Annotated in this window: 22 protein-coding genes; 14 read left to right on the forward strand and 8 right to left on the reverse strand. The window is 45.8% G+C overall.

Annotated elements, in window-relative coordinates:
• Positions 1-67: 67 nt before the first annotated feature.
• The 5 genes from rfaD (at position 68) to HC752_RS16245 (ending at position 6,490) form a co-directional block, all read left to right on the forward strand.
• Complete coding sequence (rfaD, locus tag HC752_RS16225; RefSeq protein WP_190336249.1) at positions 68-1,009, forward strand: ADP-glyceromanno-heptose 6-epimerase; 942 nt, start codon at positions 68-70, stop codon at positions 1,007-1,009.
• Positions 1,006-2,769, forward strand: coding sequence for a polysaccharide deacetylase family protein (locus HC752_RS16230; protein ID WP_190336216.1), 1,764 nt, complete (start codon positions 1,006-1,008; stop codon positions 2,767-2,769). Before rfaD ends, HC752_RS16230 begins: the two co-directional genes overlap by 4 nt.
• Before the next feature lie 63 nt (positions 2,770-2,832).
• Positions 2,833-3,867, forward strand: a complete 1,035-nt coding sequence (gene waaF / locus HC752_RS16235; RefSeq protein WP_190336250.1) for a lipopolysaccharide heptosyltransferase II — start codon at positions 2,833-2,835, stop codon at positions 3,865-3,867.
• Positions 3,864-5,147 carry a lipid IV(A) 3-deoxy-D-manno-octulosonic acid transferase gene (waaA, locus tag HC752_RS16240; RefSeq protein WP_190336217.1) on the forward strand — a complete coding sequence of 428 codons (1,284 nt, stop codon included), beginning with the start codon at positions 3,864-3,866 and terminating at the stop codon, positions 5,145-5,147. The genes waaF and waaA overlap by 4 nt, the downstream gene beginning before the upstream one ends.
• Positions 5,148-5,263: 116 nt before the next feature.
• On the forward strand, positions 5,264-6,490 hold the full coding sequence (locus HC752_RS16245) for an O-antigen ligase family protein (RefSeq protein ID WP_190336218.1): 1,227 nt from the start codon (positions 5,264-5,266) through the stop codon (positions 6,488-6,490).
• A gap of 32 nt (positions 6,491-6,522) precedes the next feature.
• On the opposite strand, the gene HC752_RS16250 is transcribed toward HC752_RS16245, so the two are convergent.
• Positions 6,523-7,239, reverse strand: a complete 717-nt coding sequence (locus HC752_RS16250; protein ID WP_190336219.1) for a 3-deoxy-D-manno-octulosonic acid kinase — start codon at positions 7,237-7,239, stop codon at positions 6,523-6,525.
• Between the two features lie 95 nt (positions 7,240-7,334).
• On the opposite strand from HC752_RS16250, the gene HC752_RS16255 reads away from it, so the two are divergent.
• Both HC752_RS16255 and HC752_RS16260 read left to right on the forward strand, forming a co-directional pair.
• The gene (locus HC752_RS16255; protein ID WP_190336220.1) at positions 7,335-8,387 is read left to right on the forward strand and encodes a glycosyltransferase family 9 protein; all 1,053 of its coding nucleotides are present in this window, start codon (positions 7,335-7,337) and stop codon (positions 8,385-8,387) included.
• Positions 8,384-9,175: a glycosyltransferase family 2 protein gene (locus HC752_RS16260; protein WP_190336221.1), complete on the forward strand. Its 792-nt coding sequence runs from the start codon at positions 8,384-8,386 to the stop codon at positions 9,173-9,175. Before HC752_RS16255 ends, HC752_RS16260 begins: the two co-directional genes overlap by 4 nt.
• A gap of 14 nt (positions 9,176-9,189) precedes the next feature.
• On the opposite strand, the gene HC752_RS16265 is transcribed toward HC752_RS16260, so the two are convergent.
• Positions 9,190-10,239, reverse strand: a complete 1,050-nt coding sequence (locus tag HC752_RS16265) for a glycosyltransferase family 9 protein (protein ID WP_190336222.1) — start codon at positions 10,237-10,239, stop codon at positions 9,190-9,192.
• A 112-nt stretch (positions 10,240-10,351) separates the two neighbouring features.
• On the opposite strand from HC752_RS16265, the gene coaD reads away from it, so the two are divergent.
• Positions 10,352-10,858, forward strand: a complete 507-nt coding sequence (gene coaD, locus HC752_RS16270; RefSeq protein WP_190336223.1) for a pantetheine-phosphate adenylyltransferase — start codon at positions 10,352-10,354, stop codon at positions 10,856-10,858.
• Here the strand turns inward: coaD and mutM are convergent.
• The gene (gene mutM, locus HC752_RS16275) at positions 10,837-11,658 is read right to left on the reverse strand and encodes a bifunctional DNA-formamidopyrimidine glycosylase/DNA-(apurinic or apyrimidinic site) lyase (RefSeq protein WP_190336224.1); all 822 of its coding nucleotides are present in this window, start codon (positions 11,656-11,658) and stop codon (positions 10,837-10,839) included. The genes coaD and mutM overlap by 22 nt on opposite strands.
• Before the next feature lie 80 nt (positions 11,659-11,738).
• Between mutM and HC752_RS16280 the strand changes: the two genes are divergently transcribed.
• Positions 11,739-12,209 (forward strand): hypothetical protein, encoded by a 471-nt coding sequence (locus HC752_RS16280; RefSeq protein WP_190336225.1) that lies wholly within the window; start codon positions 11,739-11,741, stop codon positions 12,207-12,209.
• Between the two features lie 138 nt (positions 12,210-12,347).
• Here the strand turns inward: HC752_RS16280 and rpmG are convergent, their stop codons facing one another.
• The 3 genes from rpmG to radC all read right to left on the reverse strand — a co-directional run bounded on the left by rpmG (position 12,348) and on the right by radC (position 13,794).
• Positions 12,348-12,515, reverse strand: a complete 168-nt coding sequence (rpmG, locus tag HC752_RS16285; protein WP_190336226.1) for a 50S ribosomal protein L33 — start codon at positions 12,513-12,515, stop codon at positions 12,348-12,350.
• A 13-nt stretch (positions 12,516-12,528) separates the two neighbouring features.
• Positions 12,529-12,765, reverse strand: coding sequence for a 50S ribosomal protein L28 (gene rpmB, locus HC752_RS16290; RefSeq protein ID WP_190336227.1), 237 nt, complete (start codon positions 12,763-12,765; stop codon positions 12,529-12,531).
• A 354-nt stretch (positions 12,766-13,119) separates the two neighbouring features.
• Positions 13,120-13,794 carry a RadC family protein gene (gene radC, locus HC752_RS16295; RefSeq protein ID WP_190336228.1) on the reverse strand — a complete coding sequence of 225 codons (675 nt, stop codon included), beginning with the start codon at positions 13,792-13,794 and terminating at the stop codon, positions 13,120-13,122.
• A gap of 329 nt (positions 13,795-14,123) precedes the next feature.
• Here radC and coaBC point away from each other — a divergent pair, with 329 nt between their 5' ends.
• The 4 genes from coaBC to lpxL all read left to right on the forward strand — a co-directional run bounded on the left by coaBC (position 14,124) and on the right by lpxL (position 17,937).
• On the forward strand, positions 14,124-15,344 hold the full coding sequence (coaBC, locus tag HC752_RS16300; RefSeq protein WP_190336229.1) for a bifunctional phosphopantothenoylcysteine decarboxylase/phosphopantothenate--cysteine ligase CoaBC: 1,221 nt from the start codon (positions 14,124-14,126) through the stop codon (positions 15,342-15,344).
• 181 nt (positions 15,345-15,525) lie between these two features.
• Entirely contained in the window at positions 15,526-16,116 is a 591-nt protein-coding gene (gene slmA, locus HC752_RS16305) for a nucleoid occlusion factor SlmA (RefSeq protein WP_190336230.1), read from the forward strand.
• A 3-nt stretch (positions 16,117-16,119) separates the two neighbouring features.
• Positions 16,120-16,980 (forward strand): glycosyltransferase, encoded by an 861-nt coding sequence (locus HC752_RS16310; RefSeq protein WP_190336231.1) that lies wholly within the window; start codon positions 16,120-16,122, stop codon positions 16,978-16,980.
• A gap of 18 nt (positions 16,981-16,998) precedes the next feature.
• Positions 16,999-17,937, forward strand: coding sequence for an LpxL/LpxP family Kdo(2)-lipid IV(A) lauroyl/palmitoleoyl acyltransferase (gene lpxL, locus HC752_RS16315; protein WP_190336232.1), 939 nt, complete (start codon positions 16,999-17,001; stop codon positions 17,935-17,937).
• 113 nt (positions 17,938-18,050) lie between these two features.
• Here lpxL and pyrE read toward each other — a convergent pair whose 3' ends face one another.
• Both pyrE and rph read right to left on the reverse strand, forming a co-directional pair.
• A complete protein-coding gene (gene pyrE, locus HC752_RS16320) occupies positions 18,051-18,692 on the reverse strand; it encodes an orotate phosphoribosyltransferase (RefSeq protein WP_190336233.1) in 642 nt (213 codons plus the stop codon).
• Between the two features lie 123 nt (positions 18,693-18,815).
• Positions 18,816-19,532: a ribonuclease PH gene (rph, locus tag HC752_RS16325; RefSeq protein ID WP_190336234.1), complete on the reverse strand. Its 717-nt coding sequence runs from the start codon at positions 19,530-19,532 to the stop codon at positions 18,816-18,818.
• Positions 19,533-19,720: 188 nt separating this feature from the next.
• On the opposite strand from rph, the gene HC752_RS16330 reads away from it, so the two are divergent.
• A complete protein-coding gene (locus HC752_RS16330) occupies positions 19,721-20,587 on the forward strand; it encodes a YicC/YloC family endoribonuclease (protein WP_190336235.1) in 867 nt (288 codons plus the stop codon).
• The last annotated feature ends 8 nt before the right edge of the window (positions 20,588-20,595 follow it).

The following is a 20,595-nucleotide window of genomic DNA, read 5'->3' on the forward strand; positions in this document are numbered from 1 at the left end:
GCCTCTGTATTTTTTAGTTGCTTCTTTGGTACACTCGCAACAACTCAATTTAAAGCTTGGTGAAAACATGATCATTGTAACTGGCGGCGCTGGCATGATTGGCAGCAACATTATCAAAGCCCTAAACGAACAAGGCATCAACGACATCTTAGTCGTCGATAACTTAAAAAACGGGAAAAAGTTCAAAAACCTCGTTGACCTTGATATCGCTGACTACATGGATCGTGATGACTTTCTGGTTCAAATCATGTCAGGTGAAAACCTGGGTACCATTGATGCGATATTCCATGAAGGCGCGTGCTCAGCCACTACCGAGTGGGACGGCAAGTACATGATGCTCAACAACTACGAGTATTCTAAAGAACTGCTGCATTATTGCTTAGAGCGCGACATTCCATTCCTTTACGCCTCCTCTGCGGCGACTTACGGTGAAACCACCGTTTTCAAAGAAGAAAGGGAGTACGAAGGCGCCCTCAATGTGTACGGCTATTCCAAGCAGCAGTTTGATAACTATGTACGCAAAGTGTGGGAAGAGGCCGCCGCACACGGTGAAACCTTATCTCAAGTCACGGGCTTTCGTTATTTCAATGTGTACGGTCCGCGTGAAGATCACAAAGGCTCGATGGCGTCCGTTGCTTTCCACCTTAACAATCAAATGAACGCAGGCGAAAATCCAAAGCTGTTTGAAGGCAGTGAGCAATTCATTCGCGATTTTGTTTATGTTGGCGATGTCGCTGCGGTCAATCTTTGGTTCTTAGAAAAGGGCGTCTCTGGCATTTTCAACCTTGGTACAGGCAATGCGGAATCCTTTGAAGAAGTCGCGAAAGCCGTCATCGCATTCCATGGAAAAGGCGAGATTGAAACTATCCCTTTCCCTGAGCATTTGAAAGGTGCCTACCAAGAATACACCCAAGCTGACCTGTCTAACCTGCGCGCTGCGGGTTGTGATCATCAGTTTAAAACGGTGGCAGAAGGTGTCGCTGAATACATGGCCGTTGTGAACGCATGAATATCCTAATGGCACTGTCGCAACTGGAAGTGACTGGTGCCGAAGTCTACGCGACCACGGTAGGAAATGAACTGGCAAAACGGGGACATAATGTATTTTATGTCTCCGACACCCTCACCAAACCGCATACTGGTGAGTTTTTTAAGCTGCGTTTTAACAAGCGCAGTGTCTTACGGCGCTTCTGGCATGTCGGGTACCTTTGCTACCTCATCAAAAAATACAACATTCAGTTGGTGCATGCGCATTCAAGAGCATCCAGCTGGAGCTGTCATATTGCCTGCAAATTAACCAATACTCCGATGATCACAACGGTACACGGTAGGCAGCCCGTTCATGCTTCAAGGAAACGCTTTCATGCCATGGGGAACAAAGCCCTCCCTGTCTGTGAGGCGATTGAAAAACAGCTAATTGATGAATTAGATGTACCAGCAGACAGGCTGACGGTCGCTCGCAATGGTATCGAAACGACTGACTTTACTTGGCAGGATGCCCCTACCAATACCAAACCTGTCATTTCGATTATTGGTCGGCTGACAGGACCTAAAGGCGATTTGTGTTATCGCCTTCTGTCTGAATGTTTGGATTTCAATCTTTACGACGTTAGAGTGGTATCGGGTTCCGAACCGGACGAACGCTTTGACCAGTTTAAGCATAACGTCAATTTTACTGGTTACACCAATAACGTGCCTAAGATGCTAAAAGAGTCCGACTTAGTCATTGGTGCTGGCAGAGTTGCAATGGAATCGTTGCTGTGCGGGCGCCCAACTCTTGCAATCGGCGAGGCCATCTCCATTGGTCTTGTTACCGTCGATAACCTCTCACTCGCCATGGCCACCAACTTTGGTGACATTGGACCAAAGGTGTTAGACATTGACTTTTCAGCACTGGTCTATCATGTCGAACAAGGTCTCACTCAGAAGCACTGTGATGTTGAAGTAAAAGAGGCGATCTTAGCCAACTACGATCTTCAACGCGTGGTCGACCAATTGGAAGATGAGTACCAAACGACGTACGTTCAAACTCGCCAAAGTGAGATGCCCATTCTCATGTACCATCGCTTTATCCAAAGCGAAGATGAAAAAGGCACGCGTGGACCGTATCTTGATATCCACATGTTTGAGAAGCATCTGAAGCTGCTAAAAAGGAAAGGTTTCGAAAGCCTCACATTTGAAGAGCTATCAAAAGGGCGAACCATCGATAGACTGGCTTCGGGCAAACGATATGTCATGATCACCGTCGATGACGGATTCTCAGATAACTACCACCTAATGCTGCCTCTTTTGAAAAAGTACGAATTCAAAGCCATCGTCTATGTGGTCACCGGAGAATCGTTCAATCGCTGGGATGTGGAAACGAACGACAATCCAGACAAACCATTCAAGCTCATGAGCCAGGAAGAAATCAAAGCAATGGCGGATTCTGGGTTCATTGAAATTGGTGGACACACGTTAACGCACCCTAAACTGAGCCAGCTTTCTGTGGAAGAGCAGCGGCATGAAATCTTAGAAAATAAACATCAACTGGAATCCATCATCGGCAAACCTCTCACCTCGTTTGCTTACCCCTATGGAGACCACAATCAAGACACAAAAAAACTGGCATTGGAAGCTGGCTATCAATACGCCGTCGCCACCAACAGTGGCCCAGTAGAATTCCATAAAGATTTGACCCAAATTCGCCGTATCGCCATTTTCCCGCGAACGGATGTCTTCGGGTTGTGGCGCAAAGTATCTGGACGCTATGCTTTCCGTAAGAAATGATCTCGCGATAAGATTCAAGGATGATATCCTATTGCGTTCGAAGAGAAATCAGTGAGCAACAGTATGAAGATTTTGGTTATTGGACCTTCATGGGTAGGCGACATGGTCATGTCGCAAAGCCTGTACACCGAATTGAAGATCCAGCACCCAGACGCCACAATTGACGTACTTGCTCCTGCTTGGTGTAAACCCATTCTTGAACGCATGCCAGAAATATCCCGAGCCATAGAAATGCCCATGGGGCACGGGGAATTCAATTTATTAGGGCGACGCAAAATAGGCAAATCTCTTGCCCAAGAAGGCTATACACACGCCTTTATCCTTCCCAATTCGGCGAAATCAGCACTGATTCCATGGTTCGCTGGCATACCAAACCGCATAGGCTGGAAAGGTGAAATGCGCTATGGGCTGCTTAACGATTTACGCCCTGATAGAACAGTCTTTCAGTACATGGTTGAGCGCTATGTTGCGCTTGCTCACAGCAAACACGCCATGCTCGATTCGGTTACCTTGCCACAGTGCCCGACACCCACACTCACGATAGATTCGGACTCTCAACGCAATGCCTTACTTCGGTTAAACCTAACCGATGAAAGAATGGCTGTCGGTCTTTGTCCTGGCGCGGAATACGGTCCTGCCAAGCGATGGCCCGACACTTACTATGCGGAAGTCGCACAATTTGTGATAGAACAGGGCAAACAAGTTTGGCTGTTTGGATCCGCCAAAGACAGAGAGGTCACCCAGAAGATTCGAACGGCATTGCCCAAAGAACTTCAGGTTCATTGCCATGATTTGGCTGGGCAAACGAGTTTGATTGAAGCCGTAGACTTGCTCGCTGCCTGCGATACCGTTGTCTGTAACGACTCTGGCTTAATGCACGTATCAGCCGCGGTCGGGTGCAATATTGTTGCGATTTACGGCTCAAGTTCACCGAAGTACACGCCCCCACTCACCGATAAGTTGACCATGCTTCATACTGACATTGAGTGTCGCCCATGTTTTAAAAAAACCTGCCCTTACGGACACATGAAATGTTTAACCGAGTTGCCTCCAAGTCGAGTAATAGCCGCGTTAGCATCCAGTAAGGCTTCAGTATGATCGTCAGAGCCTTGTATACCATTTTACTCACATTCGTCGCACCGATATTGCTCTATGGTCTTTTCCGTAAACGCAAAAACAAGCCGTCTGTCGGCTCTCGCTGGAAAGAACATTTTGGGCTGACGCCTAGGCTGGATAGCGAAGAGAAACCTATATGGATACATGCAGTCTCGGTCGGTGAGGTGATCGCGGTAACGCCTTTTATCAAAGCGTTGAAAGAAAAAGTGCCCGAGACCCCCATATTGATCACCACCACAACCCCAACAGGTGCAGAACAAGCAGAAAAGCTGTCAAATCTCGCCACGCACCGCTACGCCCCTGTCGATTTTCCTTTTTCTGTTCAGCGATTTTTAAAGAGAATGAACCCTTCTCAGCTTATTATTGTAGAAACCGAATTGTGGCCGAACACCCTTTATGCAGCATCAAATTACGGCGTCCCGATTACGATTTTGAACGCAAGGCTGTCTGATAAATCGTTTCGTGGATACAAAAAAGTTCAGCCCCTATTTATAGGTATCGCAAACCAACTGTCGCAAGTACTGTGCCAACACAAAGAAGACGCAGATAATTTTGTAAAGCTTGGTGTCAGCAATGAGAAGATCCTAGTCACTGGCTCGATAAAATTTGACATCAAGGTAACAGAAAACACCATCAGCGAAGGTAACCTTCTTCGTGAACAATTGGGGGCGAAAAGACCCATTTGGATCGCCGCGAGTACTCACGCAGGTGAAGATGAACAATTAATAAAAGTACATGAGCAGCTATTAGAAAAACTGCCCACGGCCTTGCTCATACTGGTGCCAAGGCACCCAGAAAGATTTGATGACATGTTTAACCTTTGTGTGTCAGAAGGCTTAAAAACGGCAAGAAGAACGCGCTCAAATAATGATTTAAGCGATCAACACGTCTACTTGGGCGATACCATGGGTGAAATGCTCACCTTAATGCAAGCAGCCAATGTGTGTTTTATGGGGGGGAGCCTATTGGGCAATAAAGTGGGCGGTCACAACCTGCTAGAACCCGCGGCATTGGGAAAACCCACCATTATTGGTCCTAGCTATTACAATTTTTTGGAAATCACCAAAGAACTCCGCAGACTGAATGCTACCCGGGTTATTCATGATTCAGCCGAGTTGGTCGATAGCTTAGTTGTGCTTCTCACCTCTGAACAAGAAGCACGACAAGCTGGGTTTAACGCCATGGCGTTCGTCGAAGAAAGTCGCGGAGCATTAACCCGCTCACTCAATGCCATCACCAAGAATAATGCGTGTACACTATGAACAACAAACATCTCATCCGAAGTACCCATCATAATAAGTTCATTGTACGGTCATGCACATAGTCTTGCTAAAAATATTCACACTTCAACTTTGATGACTAAGGCAATATAAAGTCTATGCAAACAACTAAATGCGATGAAAAACAGGTCTTGCTCTCTTCCATCCTTGTTTTTCTTTACCCCATAACTCTGTTGATTCAGCCATATAGTTATTCTTGGCTGCCCATTTTAATAGCCCTAGTTTCTTTAGCTTTCTACGCCAAAACCAGAAAAAGGGTTTCCATTAACGAATCACAAAAACTGACTCACTGGCTCATATTGAGTTACTTTATTTCTATTGTCGCTTCCTATTTGATCTTTGATGGCCCACCAAAACAATTAGATATTCCCAACCGAATCTTACTGATTTTTCCAATAGTGACCTTTCTTATGGCATATCGCCCAAGCACTACATGGGTAATTTTAGGGATAGGCATTGGAGGTGTGATTGCTGGCATCATAGCGGTTTATATGCATTTTGTGCTAAATGTGCGCGCTCTTGGGGCCCTTGGATATATGTCCATCCAAGCGAGTGGCATGGCAATGACGTTAGGTATTCTTTCTTTGGTAGGCATGTTTCACTTTATTGAGAAAAGAAAAACTGCTTTTGCATTCCTGACCGCAATTGGATCGTGTGGGGGAATCGGTGCCAGCTTGTTATCTGGAGGGAGAGGGGCTTGGCTTATTTCACCGTTTATTATCGCCTTCTTACTCTGGCACTATAGAAAATGGATTTCTCCGCGCTTAGCTGTTATTGCTTTGCTTTTATTTTCTGCAGTTTTATCCATCACATATCCTGTTATTGAAAAAAGAATTACTGCAATAAATTATGACTTACAAATTGGAGGTCAAAGCTCATCAGCGGTGCGTATAGAACTTTGGAAAGCTGCTATATATATCGGTAAGGAGTTTCCTATCTTTGGAACGGGTTATCATAACTTAATCCCTGAAAAGCAAAAACTAGTGGATATCGGTATAGTGGAAAAGTCCGCTGTGTTGTTTTCAAATGCACACAACCAATATCTCGATGCTTTGCAGGAAAGAGGCATCATTGGTTTAATGGCAATATTTGCCATGTGCATCGCCCCAATTTGGTACTTTAAAAAGCAATATCAACGGCATAAGAATACAGACAAAGCATACTTTGCTGTGATGGGGATATGCCACATTACATTGTTAATGGGCTACTTCCTAACCCAGACCTATCTAAATCATCATTCTGGGATTCTTCTTTACATCACATTCACGGCCATATTTATGGCAATGTGCACGGAAAGCGATGAGAACGGTCGAGTAGAAACATAATAAATTAAAGGGGCTAATGATGACTATTTCTGTTAGCCCCTGTTATTCATGTAACTGTTTCTCAGGCATGCCCACTCAGAGTTGATGTTAAAAACGATCTCGTTTTTTTGATCTTCTTTTTCAAAAGATCGCTTCAACCTATCTAGATTCCTTTGCTTCCAGTTCTCACCCGTTTGCTGAAAGCACTTATCAAAATCGATGACCCACACTTTTTCTTGCTCATCCATCAAAATATTGTGGATATTCAAATCAGTGTGATTAATGCCAAGGTCATGCATTTTCCGGATTGCTCGACCAATTTGCTTGTAGTGATGTGCATCTAGCCGCTCCGACTTTAAAATAGCCACCAAGTCTCTGGCGTTTTGTATCTTCTCGGTAATGATGTCCGCGCGGTAAATGAATCCCGATTTTTGAACTTTGGCTGCGATAGGTTTGGGAACATTCAGCCCACCTTTACGCATGACGCCAAGCAACGAAAACTCCAGCGCACTGCGAGTGTTATCAAACCCCGTAAACACATACTGATCTGTGACCAGTTTACCAAATAGCCCACCACGTCGATAATGGCGTAATGCGGCATGGGTTACCCCCAAATCCACAAACCACGTTGTCCCTCTACCACTGGCTTGCCCAATCACTTTGTTTTGGTCTTGCCAATACTCGATATCAAACAAGCGCTCTAAATCATGGTGGATAACATTGCTGTCGTACCATATTTTTTGATTCTTGCTGCATTGGGTTTTGATCATGATTTATGAAGGGTGAGAAAACGGTAGGTCGATTTTACATTCTTAAAGCTTAACTGCATAATCCTTAGCAACTTATCAGAGAGCTTTCTACTACTATGCCGCTTTTTACAAGCCCTCCCACCTCTATCTGTGTCGTACGTTTGTCTGCCATCGGCGACGTCTGCAACACCATTGCCGCCGTGCAAGCCATTCAACACCATTGGCCAGAAACTCAAATAACGTGGATAACAGGGAAGATCGAAGCACAACTACTCGAATCCATCGATAATGTAGAAGTCATTATTTTCGACAAAAAGCTGGGCTGGAAAGGCTATACGTCGGTATGGCAGCAGCTAAAAGGTAGGAAATTTGATGCGTTATTGCACATGCAGTATGCCATCAGAGCCAGCATTGTTACCCTAGGTATTAGAGCCAAATACAAATTGGGGTTTGACAAAGTCCGTAGTCAGGATGGACAGCATTGGTTTACCAATATCAAAGTGCCTTCACCAAACACACCTCATGTGTTAGACGGGCTCATGGCCTTTAATCCAGTATTGGGAGTACCAAACGGAGATCCAAAATGGCTACTCTCTTACCCAGAACCAGCAAGTCTTTGGGCACAAAGTCATTTGCTTACGGACAAACGCAACCTTGTGATCGTTCCCGGAGCAAGCAAAGCCTACAAAAATTGGACAACTCAAGGTTATGTCGATGTCATCCACCATGCGGATCAATTAGGGTGGAACATCATTCTCGCAGGCAGCCCATCCCCTGCGGAACAAGAATTGGCTCAGTCCATTCTTCAATCACTAAAAACCCCCGTCACCAACTTAGTCGGCAAAAGCAGCTTACTTGAGATGTTAGCCCTGCTTGATCACTGTGATTTGGTGGTGGCTCCAGATACGGGTCCGATTCATATGGCGAATGCGATGAATACCCCCGTTATCGGGCTGTATGCTCATCACAACCCCGCTCGAACAGGTCCCTATGTTTATCAACACTATGTTGTCAGCGTATGGGCAAAAGAAATAGAAAAACAGACGGGAAAAAGCCCATCTCAGTTACCTTGGCGCTCACGTGTCAAAGACGACAATGCAATGGCTAACCTCCGATCAGTCGATGTCATCGACATGTTTAACCGTGTTTGCAGAGAACAAAAATTATGACGCAGCTTTCCCACCCTAACCGCGCAACGATCGCCGCGGTCATCATTACCAAAAATGAAGAGGACAGCCTCAAAGGCTGCTTAGAAAGCCTAACATGGGTTGATGAGATTGTTATCGTCGATTCAGGCAGCACAGACAAAACCGAAGCCATTGCGAGGCAATACACCGACAAATTCTTTGTCAACGCGAATTGGCCGGGGTTTGGCAAACAGAAGCAACTTGCCCAGAGCTATACAGAATACGATTGGATTCTGGCCGTGGATGCCGATGAACGCATTGATGATACGTTAAAAAACCATATCCTTGAGATGCTAGAAAATGCCCCCGATAACACCGTTTTTAGCCTCAATGAGCTGACTTGGGTATTTGGTCGATTCCTAAAACACTCAGGCTGGTACTATCGACACGTCCGTCTGTATCCCAATAAACTCACCACATACAACGACAACCTCGTTCACGAATCGGTGGTGATTCCGGACGGTTGTAATGTAGCCGAACTCAATGGTGATATCCTTCACTACTCCTACAAAAACCTCAACCATTACCTCGTTAAATCCGCCAGTTATGGTAAAGCGTGGGCAGACCAAAGGCAGGCTCGCGGGAAAAAGGCGTCATTGTCTCAGGGAGTAATTCATGCCCTCGCCTGCTTTATGAAGATGTATCTACTCAAACGAGGCTTTTTGGATGGGAAACAAGGGTTCTTGATCGCGTTATTGTCCGCCCATTCCACCTTTATTAAATACGCAGATTTGTGGGCAAGAGATAACGACCCGCACTATAAGCAATGATCGAACCGCTTATCTTAGTTCCGATGGGCAAGTGAATTTAAGCTTGCCCACCATCTCTTCACTTGCTCGGCGCATTCTGTCACATCAATACGAGACATGTCTTCTTGCTGATCTTTACTGCTGGCTTCCGATGGACAGAAAGCAATGTGCTTCCCTTCTGCGTTAATGGGTCGCCAGCGAAGTGGCGTGGCTGAACGTTTACTTGGAAAGAAGCCAACCGTGGGCACATCCAATGTAGCAGCAATATGAAGTGGTCCTGTCGAACCGGCAATAAACATGTCAGCGCAGGCAATCGAATACGTAAAATCAACCAGCCCCTCGTTTTTGCTGTACACCACCGACTTCACACCGAGATCGGATAACAACGCTCGCAGTTCCATGGCTTTGCCTTCTTCACCTGGTCCCGCAGTAAGAACACATTCACCATCCAAATTCAATGTCTGGATTAAAATCGAATACTGCCTCAATGACAGGTTATTGGCAGAACCGCCACTGCCAGCGTGCACAAAAATCCAAGGCTTCTGTTTATCAAGGCTTAACGTTTGAGCAAGCATCTCTTTTTGAGCGTTCAACGTTGTGATACTCGGCACCAAATAAGGCGCATTGGGCTCTCGAATGTTGATGTCGTTGTCCGACAGAAAGGAGCGAACAAGATCGAGGTTGTATTCATACTCAGGTTTAGCGGATTGTGAACGTTTCTGCTTAATGCGCTTATTGTAAAAAATCTGGGCGATTTTCGTGGCGGGTGCAAGTCGGTATGGGATCTTGGCTTTCCAAACCAGAGACGCGCTGTAAGAGGTAGAGAATAAATTGATGGAAGCATCAAATTGCTCCGACTTTATTCGCTTCATCAGTTCAACTTTATCTTGTTTCGGCGCATTTGAACCACAATCGACGATAACAGAATCAATCCAGGGGCAAAGCTCAGCCAATGCTTTAGTGTAGCGAGGAACAAGTGCAGTGACCTCTGCCTCAGGCATCGATTGTTTCAACATGGCGAAGCTCGGCCACGCCAACATAAAATCGCCAATCTTATCGTTTCGAATTACCAGTATTTTTTTCATCTTATTGTCCGCACTGTGGTTCGCCACACATGATACCCAGTTACATAGCGAAGTTTGAGTGTTTTTTGCTATGATGACAGCAGATTAGTAACGAAAAGCAAGTGAGTAAGGTGTGTCAGCAAAACGTATTTCCCGAGTGATTTATCCGGGTACTTTCGACCCATTAACAAACGGTCATTTAGACTTGATTGAGCGTGCTGCCGACATGTTTGATGAAGTGATTGTCGCCGTCGCCGCCAGCCCAAGTAAGAACACCATGTTCACCTTGGAAGAGCGAGTCACGTTTGCACAAGTTGTCACGAAGCACTTAGATAACGTCACCACAAAAGGTTTTTCTGGTTTGATGGTGGATTTTGCTCGTACAGAACAAGCCAACGTTCTGATCCGTGGGCTACGAACCACAGGCGACTTTGAATACGAGTTTGGTTTAACGAACATGTACCGAAGGCTCCTACCCGGATTAGAAAGTGTGTTCCTTACCCCAGCAGAAGAACACGCGTTTATTTCATCCACCATTGTCCGAGAAGTGGCGATCCACGGTGGCAGTGTCGCGCAATTTGTTCCAGCTATCGTCGCCGCAGCCTTAGAGAAAAAATATCAAGAACGAGTTAAAGGCTGACACTCTGGGCAGTAGAAGGTGTTTCGCTGCCCAATTTTGACGTCTTCTATCACGCTATCGCAAACCGTACATTTATCCCCTGAACGCCCATACACCTGAAGCTCTTGGGCGAAATAGCCCGGCTTACCATCAGCTTGATTAAAGTCTTTAAGAGTCGTCCCACCTTGCTTAATCGCGGTATTCAGCACTCGTTTGATGTTGCTATGCAATAATTCGAGCTCGCCGTCATTGAGTTGATTCGCTGGTCGCTGCGGGTGGATGTGAGACATAAATAGCGATTCATTGGCGTAAATATTCCCCACCCCCACCACCACTTTATTATCCATAATGAACTGTTTGATGACGGTTTTCTTACGCTTAGCTTGCAGTGTAAAGGACTCAAGATCGAACGCATCCGTTAAGGGCTCGGAACCCAAATGCTTGAGTACATCTGGTTGCTCACCATATTCTGTGTGTAACCACGACCCAAAGCGACGCGGATCATTGTAGCGAAGGACTTTGCCATTCGTTAACACCAGATCGACGTGATCGTGCTTCCCCGGTTCAATAAAGGCATCGAGTACGCGCAAACTTCCCGACATTCCCAAATGCACAACCGCACTGCCCGCCTTGGTTTCGATCATGAGGTATTTGGCTCTGCGAGTAATAGCCAGAATTTCTTCGCCCACCAACGTTTGAATACTTTCTGGCACCATCCAACGCAGTTTGGGTTGCCTCACATGTATGGCTTTCACTATTTGCCCTTTCAGGTGAGGCGTAATACCTAGACGACTCACTTCAACTTCTGGCAATTCTGGCATCTTAATTCCTTGATTAGGCTGTCGGTACATCGGGAACGGGGTTATGATTATACTCAAAATACGTCTGTTTGAGGCATTCAATGAAGCTTTCCCGTAAAGGCTGGAACAACATTCTGATCTTATCGATCTTGGCATTTATTGCCATTATCAATGCACCAAGTCTGTTAAGAAAACACTTCGGACTTGGTGAAACCAGCACACTTCCTTATGTTATCAGTCCAAGTGAAAAGCCAAGTGCATTGCATTTCGCCCAATGGTCACTTGAAAATGTCGATAATCAATGGCGTTCAACACGCCAACTCTCTATCGAGCCTTTACAAGCCGCACTACGATGGACGGAACTCACAGGTACTCAGGTAGACTCGGATACGTACGATAAATTGAAAGGCAATCTCCCCCCCGCCAGAACGTTAGAGGTGTGGTATGTCGGTGTCGATGAACCGGAAAGAATCACATTTTACCAAACCCCAAGCTTTTGGTTGCTGCAAAATTGGCAAAAAGAGTGGGTAGCAGTATCGGTAGAAAAGAGTTACCTATTCCCCTTTCTGTAGTTGGTGTTTAAATGCGTTTTAATCACAACGCAATTTGTGACGCGTAGTTAACCTGCACTCGGAAGTGAATCAATAAGCAATAAAAAACCCAGTCGATTAACTGGGTTTTTAAACACTAGCAAAGAATTGGGAAATCAATTACTTGATTTTCGCTTCTTTGTACATAACGTGCCTGCGTAAAACTGGATCATACTTTTTGATCTCAAATTTGCTTGGCATGTTACGTTTGTTTTTGTCCGTTGTGTAGTAGTGAGGACTCTCACTTGAACATAGACGGATTAGCTCGCGAGCGCCTTTTTTAGCCATTATTCAATTCCTCTTATACGTTCTCGCCACGAGCACGGACATCAACAAGAACAGCATCGATGCCTTTCTTATCAATAATACGCATACCCTTAGCAGTGAGACGTAGTTTAACAAAGCGCTTTTCGCTTTCTACCCAGAAACGATGAGTTTGTAGGTTCGGCAGAAAACGACGCTTGGTAGCATTTCGTGCGTGTGAACGGTTGTTACCCGTTATAGGACGCTTACCAGTTACTTGGCATACTCGGGACATGAATGTCTTCTCCAAATCGTTTCAGCTCGATATCAACCTTGGTGGCCGAACCTCTCTATCTATCATAAGAAGACTAGAGGTCAAATACCGTTATGGAATACCCATACAAGGCTATCAAAGGTCGCGCATTATACTAACTTGATATGCATTGCTCAAGACCCGAACAGATCCTTTTTACAGGTTTTCGTGATCTTTTTTAGGCAGAGCTGATTGAGGTTCATAAATTTTAGTGCGGGGATGATAGCAGATTATGACCACCAGACAACTAAAAAGTGACCTCTAAGCCGACTCAACATGCCTTATCGTAATTCTCTAGTATGTTATGAGTACTTTCAGTAAAAAAGCGCGCGATATTCATATCCACCCTCTTTCTGCAAACGAAACCACCTCTCCATCCCCAATCACAAAGTGATCCAAGATCCGTATATCAACCAGTGCAACGGCATCGGTTAAACGCCGAGTGATGCTTCTGTCTGCCTGACTAGGCTCTGCTACGCCTGAAGGATGATTGTGCGCTAAAATCAATGCTGCCGCGTTATGGTGTAGCGCCCGTTTGACCACTTCCCTAGGGTAAACACTGGCAGCATCGATGGTGCCTTCAAAGAGCACCTCATCTTGAATCACACGATGTTGATTATCTAAAAACAGTATATAGAAGGCTTCTCTGTGCCTGTCTCGCAAAATACTGGAAAGGTAAAGTTTGGTGTGCTCCGGGCTCGTGAGTGCATCACCACGCTTTAACGTTTCACCAAGATAACGCTGAGTCATCTCGATCACCGCTTTCAACTGCACAAATTTGGCCGATCCTAATCCTTTCTTCTGACAAAAATCTTCTTGGCTGGCTGAAAAAAGGGCTCGCAGTGAACCAAACTCCTCTAGCAGCTGGGAAGACAACTCAATCACGTTAGTGCCCTTGATTCCCGTTCTCAGAAAAATAGCCAGCAGTTCAGCATCGGTAAGCGCACTGGGACCTTGGTTCAGAAGCTTTTCTCTAGGTTGAGATTCAAATGGAAGGTTTTTGATACTCATCTAAACGACCTACAATAGAATAATGAGGTACATTGGATAGAGAATGTCGTTTCATATCAATTATCAAGCAATAAATTTCGAGTGAGCGACGATCTTTATGAAATTGAGGAATCAGTGAATTCCAAACTCACTTCAAAAATGAAAATATAGATTCTTGAAATCTTATGAGATTCAATCTGAATGACCAACAATTCTTGTTGCACACCAAAAGCCAGCATAATGAGCATGACTTACTTAGAAATTAACTGGGCAGGTTTAAGGTCTCATTGAAGATATTTATTTGATATGGTTACTTGGGTATAACACAAAATCCAATTGAGATACGAAGCATGCAGACACTCGCAGGAAAAAAAATACTTTTAGGGATAAGCGGCGGAATTGCTGCGTATAAATGTGCAGAACTCACTCGCAGGCTCATAGAGCGAGGAGCAGAAGTGCAAGTCGTCATGACTCATGCCGCCAAAGAGTTCATCACCCCGCTGACCATGCAAGCCGTATCCGGTCGCCCAGTATCAGATAGCTTGCTTGATCCGGCTGCCGAAGCCTCTATGGGGCACATTGAACTCGCCAAATGGGCAGACCTAGTGCTGCTTGCGCCAGCAACTGCTGATCTGATTGCCCGTATGGCTTCAGGGCTGGGGAATGATTTGCTGACAACACTCGTATTAGCAACGGATGCACCGATTGTTGTATCTCCCGCCATGAACCAGCAAATGTACGCCAACCTCGCAACCCAAGAAAACATCCAGACGTTAAACCGCCGAGGAATGGCGATCTGGGGGCCAGCGTCCGGTGAGCAAGCTTGTGGCGATGTGGGGCAAGGTCGCATGCTCGAACCCATGCAATTGGTGAACTTATGCGAAGATTTCTTCACTCCTCCAGTGCTCTCTGGTCAATCCGTGGTGATCACCGCGGGGCCCACTCGCGAAGCCATCGACCCCGTTCGCTATATATCCAATCACAGCTCAGGAAAAATGGGGTTTGCCATTGCCAGTGCCGCAGCAAAATTAGGCGCTAAGGTCACCTTAATCAGCGGCCCCGTTGCGCTACCTACACCTGCTGGCGTCAATCGAATCAATGTCGACAGTGCCATAGAGATGCATCAAGCCGCCCTAGAGCAAGCCATAAAACACAACGTATTCATTGGCTGTGCGGCGGTTGCCGATTATCGCCCAGAGTCCATTGCCGATCAAAAAATCAAGAAAACAGACAACAACGATGCCATGACAATTCGGATGGTCAAAAACCCAGACATCATTGCCTCCGTCGCCAAGCTTGAAGAGCACCGCCCATTTACCGTAGGCTTTGCAGCAGAAACACAAGAGGTCGAAACGTACGCTCGAAGCAAACTCGCGAAAAAGAACTTGGACATGATTTGCGCCAACGATGTGTCCATTCAAGGGCTCGGCTTCAATAGCGACAGCAATGCTCTGCATTTGTTCTGGAAAGAAGGAGATAAGATCCTACCTACCGCCAGTAAAACCGAACTGGGTAAAGCCCTAATGGAAGAAATCGCTGCGCAGTTGAGGCAGCACTCTTGCCCCCAATAAATGGCACTATGACATCAATAAATAGCACTATGACATCAATAAACAGCGCTCTTACAGGGCGCTGCAAACAACGAATGCTTTTATTCCTTGAAAATCACGAGTGTATCGCTAGCCTCTTTAGCTGGCTGACGCTAAAATGCTGGCTCGTGAATTTTTCGCCAAACATTAAGGAATGGACTGAATGACCGGCAATCGAAAATCCAATCGTCGTGAAGAAATCCTACAGGCACTGGCTGAAATGCTGGAATCTACCGATGGAGCCTCTCGCATTACGACAGCCAAGCTTGCCAAGCAAGTAGGCGTTTCCGAAGCCGCGCTATACCGCCATTTCCCTAGTAAAGCTCGCATGTTTGAAGGGTTAATCGAATTCATTGAAGACGCCCTGATGTCTCGTATCAATCGCATTCTGGATGAAGAAAAAGACACGCTTCAGCGTATCCGATTGGTTATGCAGCTTATTCTCGCATTTTCAGAACGCAATCCAGGTCTTTCACGTATTTTGTCTGGTCATGCATTGATGTTTGAAAACGAGCGTTTACGTGAGCGAATCAACCAACTGTTTGAACGCATTGAAACCCAACTGCGCCAGATCCTGCGCGAACGAAAACTGAGAGAAGGCAAATCTTTCCCTGTCGACGAACGCATTTTGGCCACCCAGTTACTTGGTCAAGTAGAAGGCAGTTTAAATCGCTTCGTCCGTTCCGATTTCAAATACCAACCTACCGATAATTTTGAGGAGTACTGGGCATTACTTAGTGCCCAGATTCAGTAATCCATGGAATATAACGATAACCAACCAAGAGCAAGCCTAATTATTGCCTTTTACAATAATATTGAACTATTGGAACTGGTTTTTAAGGCTCTGAATGAGCAAACAGAAAAAAATTTCGAGTTAGTAATTGCTGATGATGGCTCCAAAAAAGAAGTCGTAGATCATATTAAGAACAGGATAGAAAACTTACCTTTTCCAGTGCAACATGTGTGGCATGAGGATAAAGGGTTTAGAAAAAACCGTATTTTAAACAAAGCGGTGATTGCCTCCAAAAGTGATTACCTTATCTTTCTTGATGGCGATTGCATCCCAGAAGCGCATTTTGTAGAGGATCACCTATCGGAATCTTCTCGAGGCTACGCGCTTAATGGAAGACGTGTAGATTTATCAGAAAAATATTCACGGTTACTCAAGAGTCATAAGAACCCAGCTACATTTTTTACCGAATTCAAATGGTCGATATTAAAAGACTATATTTTCAGCGGAGGAGGTCAAAAGGAAAAAGGGAGAAATATTGAAAAAGGATTTAGAATTCTAAATCCAACACTAAGACGAATGATTATACCGAAGGATAAAGGCCTCGTAGGATGCAACTTCTCCCTATTCAAAGATGACTTACTAAAGATAAACGGCTTTGACATGCGGTACGAAGCCCCTGGCGTAGGTGAAGACTCAGATTTAGATTATCGGTGGCTATTAGCTGGCTTTAAAAAAAATTCTCTCTTTTATAAAGCAACTCAGCTTCATTGTTACCACCCTATACTAGAACGCTCGTCTAAAAATGATGACATTTATAACGCCATGAAGTCACAAAATAGCCCAAAAGCCCAGCTAGGTATACAGGAGCTGAAACGTGAGAAATAACAATAGATTCAGTCATCCATGAAAACATTCGAAACAGCAAAATTTCACCCCAGATTGCTTCACCCTCGTTTCTGGCTGGTATGGTTTGGGTTTGGCTTATTAGCGCTGATCGTGACTCTTTTTCCTTACCCACTGCTTAAAAAGATGGGAAGAGGTTTGGGCAAAAGCGTGGCCCCCCTCATCAAAAAGCGCGCAAAAATCATTCGTAAGAATTTGGAAATTTGCTTTCCAGACTTGGAAGAAGCTGAAAAACAACGTATTACCGATGAAGTCTACAAAAACTCTGGTCTTGCGCTGATAGAAACGGGCATTGCGTGGTTTTGGCCCAACTGGCGCTTCAAACGCATCATCAATTTTAAAAACGATCAACATATCCTCGACCTAGAAGCGCAAGGCAAAGGAGTCTTGGTTGTTTGTACTCACATGCTGAACCTTGAGATTACCGCGCGGGCGTTCAGCCAATTTGCACCGGGTTATGGGGTTTATCGCCCTCACGAAAACCCTGTGATCGACTTTATTCAACATTGGGGACGCACTCGTTTCGGACATCAAATGATCGATAGAGAAGACGTTCGAGGGATGGTACGTGTGCTGAAATCGGGCGGTCGATTATGGTATCTTCCGGATCAAGATTACGGCAGCCAAAATTCCGTCTATGTTCCATTCTTTAAATACGAAAAAGCGTGCACCCCATCGGGTACCGGATTTTTGGTCGATATGGGGAAATGTGCCGTCATTACGGCATCAAGTGTGCGAAGTGGTAATCAGTATTGCTTAGAAATCGACAGCGATATCAGCGCTCAATTCCCAAGAAGGGATGCGGAAGGTGCAGCGATCGTCATGAACAAAGCCATAGAAAAAGTCATCACCCGAGGCTTGGATCAATACATGTGGATGCACCGTCGATTCAAAACCATGCACGATGGCAGCGAACGTGGGCATCTCTATAACGACTGATTTTTTATCAAGCTCTATTGACGCCAAAAGCATTCGATACCAAAAAAGACAGATACAAAAAAGACAGCCTCGGCTGTCTTTTGTAACATCGATACTCTAATCATTCCGTCAGATCAGATTCCGAATTCGGCGCGGTACGCTTTTACAGCCTCAAGGTGCTCTGAATTGCCACCTTTCTCTTCCAGGTAAGAGATAAGATCCGTCAAGTTCACGATCGAAATCACGGCACAGCCAAAGTCGCGCTCTACTTCTTGAATGGCAGACAGTTCGCCTTTGCCTTTTTCTTGGCGGTCAATCGCCACTAGAACACCCGCTAAGTCCGCGCCATTCGCTTTAATGATTTCCATCGACTCACGAATCGCCGTACCCGCTGTGATCACATCGTCCACCAGCATAATGCGACCTTCTAGCGCACTGCCAACAAGGTTGCCACCTTCACCATGGTTTTTCGCTTCTTTACGGTTGAAGCAGTATGGCGTGTCCACATCGTGGTGATCGGCCAATGCAACTGCCGTCGTTGTTGCGATAGGGATACCTTTATACGCAGGACCAAACAGCACATCGTAATCAATCTCAGAATCGACCAACGCCGCGGCATAGAAACGCCCCAACTTTGCCAAATCACGACCTGTATTGAACAAGCCAGCGTTAAAGAAGTAAGGGCTCTTACGACCTGATTTTAAAGTAAATTCACCAAACTTAAGCACTTCTTTCTCTAGTGCAAACTCAATAAAATCACGCTGGTATGCTTTCATTCATTCTCTCTCTATTTTCTTAGTGTGTTTCATCGCCTACTTCGTCCACGGCGCTCAAATAGATTAGAGTCATGAACAAAGTAAGCAAAAAAATAGCCCCTCAGTGAGGAGCCATTCATTAAATCAGTTTTCTAACGCTTTCTTCTGTGTTTCTACAATGGAATTGATGCCAGTTTTTGCTAGCGCCAGCAACTCCAATAATTCTTCGTGGCTAAACGGTTCACCTTCTGCGGTGCCCTGCACTTCAATCATACGACCGTCTTCCGTCATCACAACGTTCATATCGGTTTCGGCGGCGGAATCTTCAACGTACTCAAGGTCACACAACGCTTTTCCTTCCACAATACCAACAGAAACTGCGGCAACGTGGCCTTTCATGGGGTTCGCTTTCAGTTTGCCTTGGTCTATCAAACGTTGGAACGCGTCTGCCATCGCAACGCTTGCTCCGGAAATCGCCGCGGTACGAGTACCACCATCGGCCTGGATCACATCACAGTCGACCGTCACCATCACTTCGCCCATGGCTTCTAAATCCACTGCGGCGCGCAAGCTGCGAGCAATCAAACGTTGGATTTCCATCGTACGACCGCCTTGCTTACCACTTGCGGCTTCACGGCGATTACGAGTGTGGGTTGCACGTGGCAACATACCGTATTCTGCGGTTACCCAGCCCCTGCCTTGACCTTTTAGCCAACGAGGCACATTTTCTTCCACACTGGCGTTACACAACACCTTTGTATTGCCAAACTCGACAAGCACGGAGCCTTCGGCATACGCAGTATAGTTACGAGTCATTTTGATTGGGCGAACTTGTTCCGCGGTGCGATCGTCTGGACGCATGGATAAATACCTTTCATGGGGAGGCGAATTTGGTTGGAGGCAAAGTATATAGGAATTCCCTCGAGCTGCCTAGCCATGACGACCACCCAGATCACGGCAAACCACCGGATATCTCGTACCTAACACAGTGATTATGCTACTATACCGCCCATTCAAAATTTTCATCTCCGCGAGCAAAGGACAATTCAATGATCTACAGCATGACTGCTTATGCACGAAAAGAAATCAAAGGTAACTGGGGCAGCGCAGTTTGGGAGATTCGCTCCGTCAATCAACGCTATTTAGAAACCTACTTTCGTTTGCCAGAGCAATTCCGTGGTCTTGAACCTATCCTGCGTGAGCGCTTTCGTAAAAAGCTGGCACGCGGAAAAGTAGAATGTCACCTGCGCTTTGAAGCGAACCCAGCAGCAAAAGGCGAAATCACCATCAATCAAGACTTGGCACAGCAAGTGATCAACGCAGCAAATCAAGTGATGTCGATGACCGGCGAAGACAGCCGCATCAACCCGTTCCAAGTCATGAACTGGCCAGGTGTGATGGAAACCCCTGAACAAGACATGGACGCCATAAACAAAGATCTACTGGGCGCCTTTGATGAAGGGCTAAAAGACTTTATTGACGCTCGTGGCCGTGAAGGCGAAAACATGAAAGCCTTAATCGAGCAGCGTTTGTCTGCCATCACCGAGCAAGTAGTGAAAGTTCGTGCGCGCATGCCAGAAATTCTAGAATGGCAACGCGAACGCCTACTCACCAAGTTTGAAGAGGCCAAGATCGAGCTAGAAGGTTCACGCGTGGAACAAGAGCTGATTCTTTTGGCTCAAAAATCCGATGTCGCTGAAGAGTTGGACCGCTTGGACTCACACGTAAAAGAAGCCAACAACATCCTTAAGAAGGGTGGCGCATGTGGTCGTAAACTCGACTTCATGATGCAAGAATTCAACCGCGAGTCGAACACGCTGGCATCCAAATCCATCAGCACAGACATCACTGCATCTGGCGTAGAACTGAAAGTTCTAATCGAGCAAATGCGTGAGCAAATTCAGAATATTGAGTAGTCAAAGAT

Source organism: Vibrio sp. S9_S30, assembly GCF_014694455.1.
Classification (GTDB): domain Bacteria; phylum Pseudomonadota; class Gammaproteobacteria; order Enterobacterales; family Vibrionaceae; genus Vibrio.

Coding starts and splice junctions, on each gene's coding strand:
- radC (WP_190336228.1), bottom strand. CDS start 13,794: ATGAGTATCAAAAACCTTCCATTTGAATCTCAACCTAGAGAAAAGCTT.
- HC752_RS16265 (WP_190336222.1), bottom strand. CDS start 10,239: ATGAAAAAAATACTGGTAATTCGAAACGATAAGATTGGCGATTTTATG.
- HC752_RS16280 (WP_190336225.1), top strand. CDS start 11,739: ATGAAGCTTTCCCGTAAAGGCTGGAACAACATTCTGATCTTATCGATC.
- mutM (WP_190336224.1), bottom strand. CDS start 11,658: ATGCCAGAATTGCCAGAAGTTGAAGTGAGTCGTCTAGGTATTACGCCT.
- HC752_RS16255 (WP_190336220.1), top strand. CDS start 7,335: ATGCCGCTTTTTACAAGCCCTCCCACCTCTATCTGTGTCGTACGTTTG.
- rpmB (WP_190336227.1), bottom strand. CDS start 12,765: ATGTCCCGAGTATGCCAAGTAACTGGTAAGCGTCCTATAACGGGTAAC.
- rfaD (WP_190336249.1), top strand. CDS start 68: ATGATCATTGTAACTGGCGGCGCTGGCATGATTGGCAGCAACATTATC.
- waaA (WP_190336217.1), top strand. CDS start 3,864: ATGATCGTCAGAGCCTTGTATACCATTTTACTCACATTCGTCGCACCG.
- rpmG (WP_190336226.1), bottom strand. CDS start 12,515: ATGGCTAAAAAAGGCGCTCGCGAGCTAATCCGTCTATGTTCAAGTGAG.
- HC752_RS16310 (WP_190336231.1), top strand. CDS start 16,120: ATGGAATATAACGATAACCAACCAAGAGCAAGCCTAATTATTGCCTTT.
- HC752_RS16245 (WP_190336218.1), top strand. CDS start 5,264: ATGCAAACAACTAAATGCGATGAAAAACAGGTCTTGCTCTCTTCCATC.
- pyrE (WP_190336233.1), bottom strand. CDS start 18,692: ATGAAAGCATACCAGCGTGATTTTATTGAGTTTGCACTAGAGAAAGAA.
- HC752_RS16330 (WP_190336235.1), top strand. CDS start 19,721: ATGATCTACAGCATGACTGCTTATGCACGAAAAGAAATCAAAGGTAAC.
- HC752_RS16260 (WP_190336221.1), top strand. CDS start 8,384: ATGACGCAGCTTTCCCACCCTAACCGCGCAACGATCGCCGCGGTCATC.
- HC752_RS16250 (WP_190336219.1), bottom strand. CDS start 7,239: ATGATCAAAACCCAATGCAGCAAGAATCAAAAAATATGGTACGACAGC.
- rph (WP_190336234.1), bottom strand. CDS start 19,532: ATGCGTCCAGACGATCGCACCGCGGAACAAGTTCGCCCAATCAAAATG.
- lpxL (WP_190336232.1), top strand. CDS start 16,999: ATGAAAACATTCGAAACAGCAAAATTTCACCCCAGATTGCTTCACCCT.
- slmA (WP_190336230.1), top strand. CDS start 15,526: ATGACCGGCAATCGAAAATCCAATCGTCGTGAAGAAATCCTACAGGCA.
- coaBC (WP_190336229.1), top strand. CDS start 14,124: ATGCAGACACTCGCAGGAAAAAAAATACTTTTAGGGATAAGCGGCGGA.
- waaF (WP_190336250.1), top strand. CDS start 2,833: ATGAAGATTTTGGTTATTGGACCTTCATGGGTAGGCGACATGGTCATG.
- HC752_RS16230 (WP_190336216.1), top strand. CDS start 1,006: ATGAATATCCTAATGGCACTGTCGCAACTGGAAGTGACTGGTGCCGAA.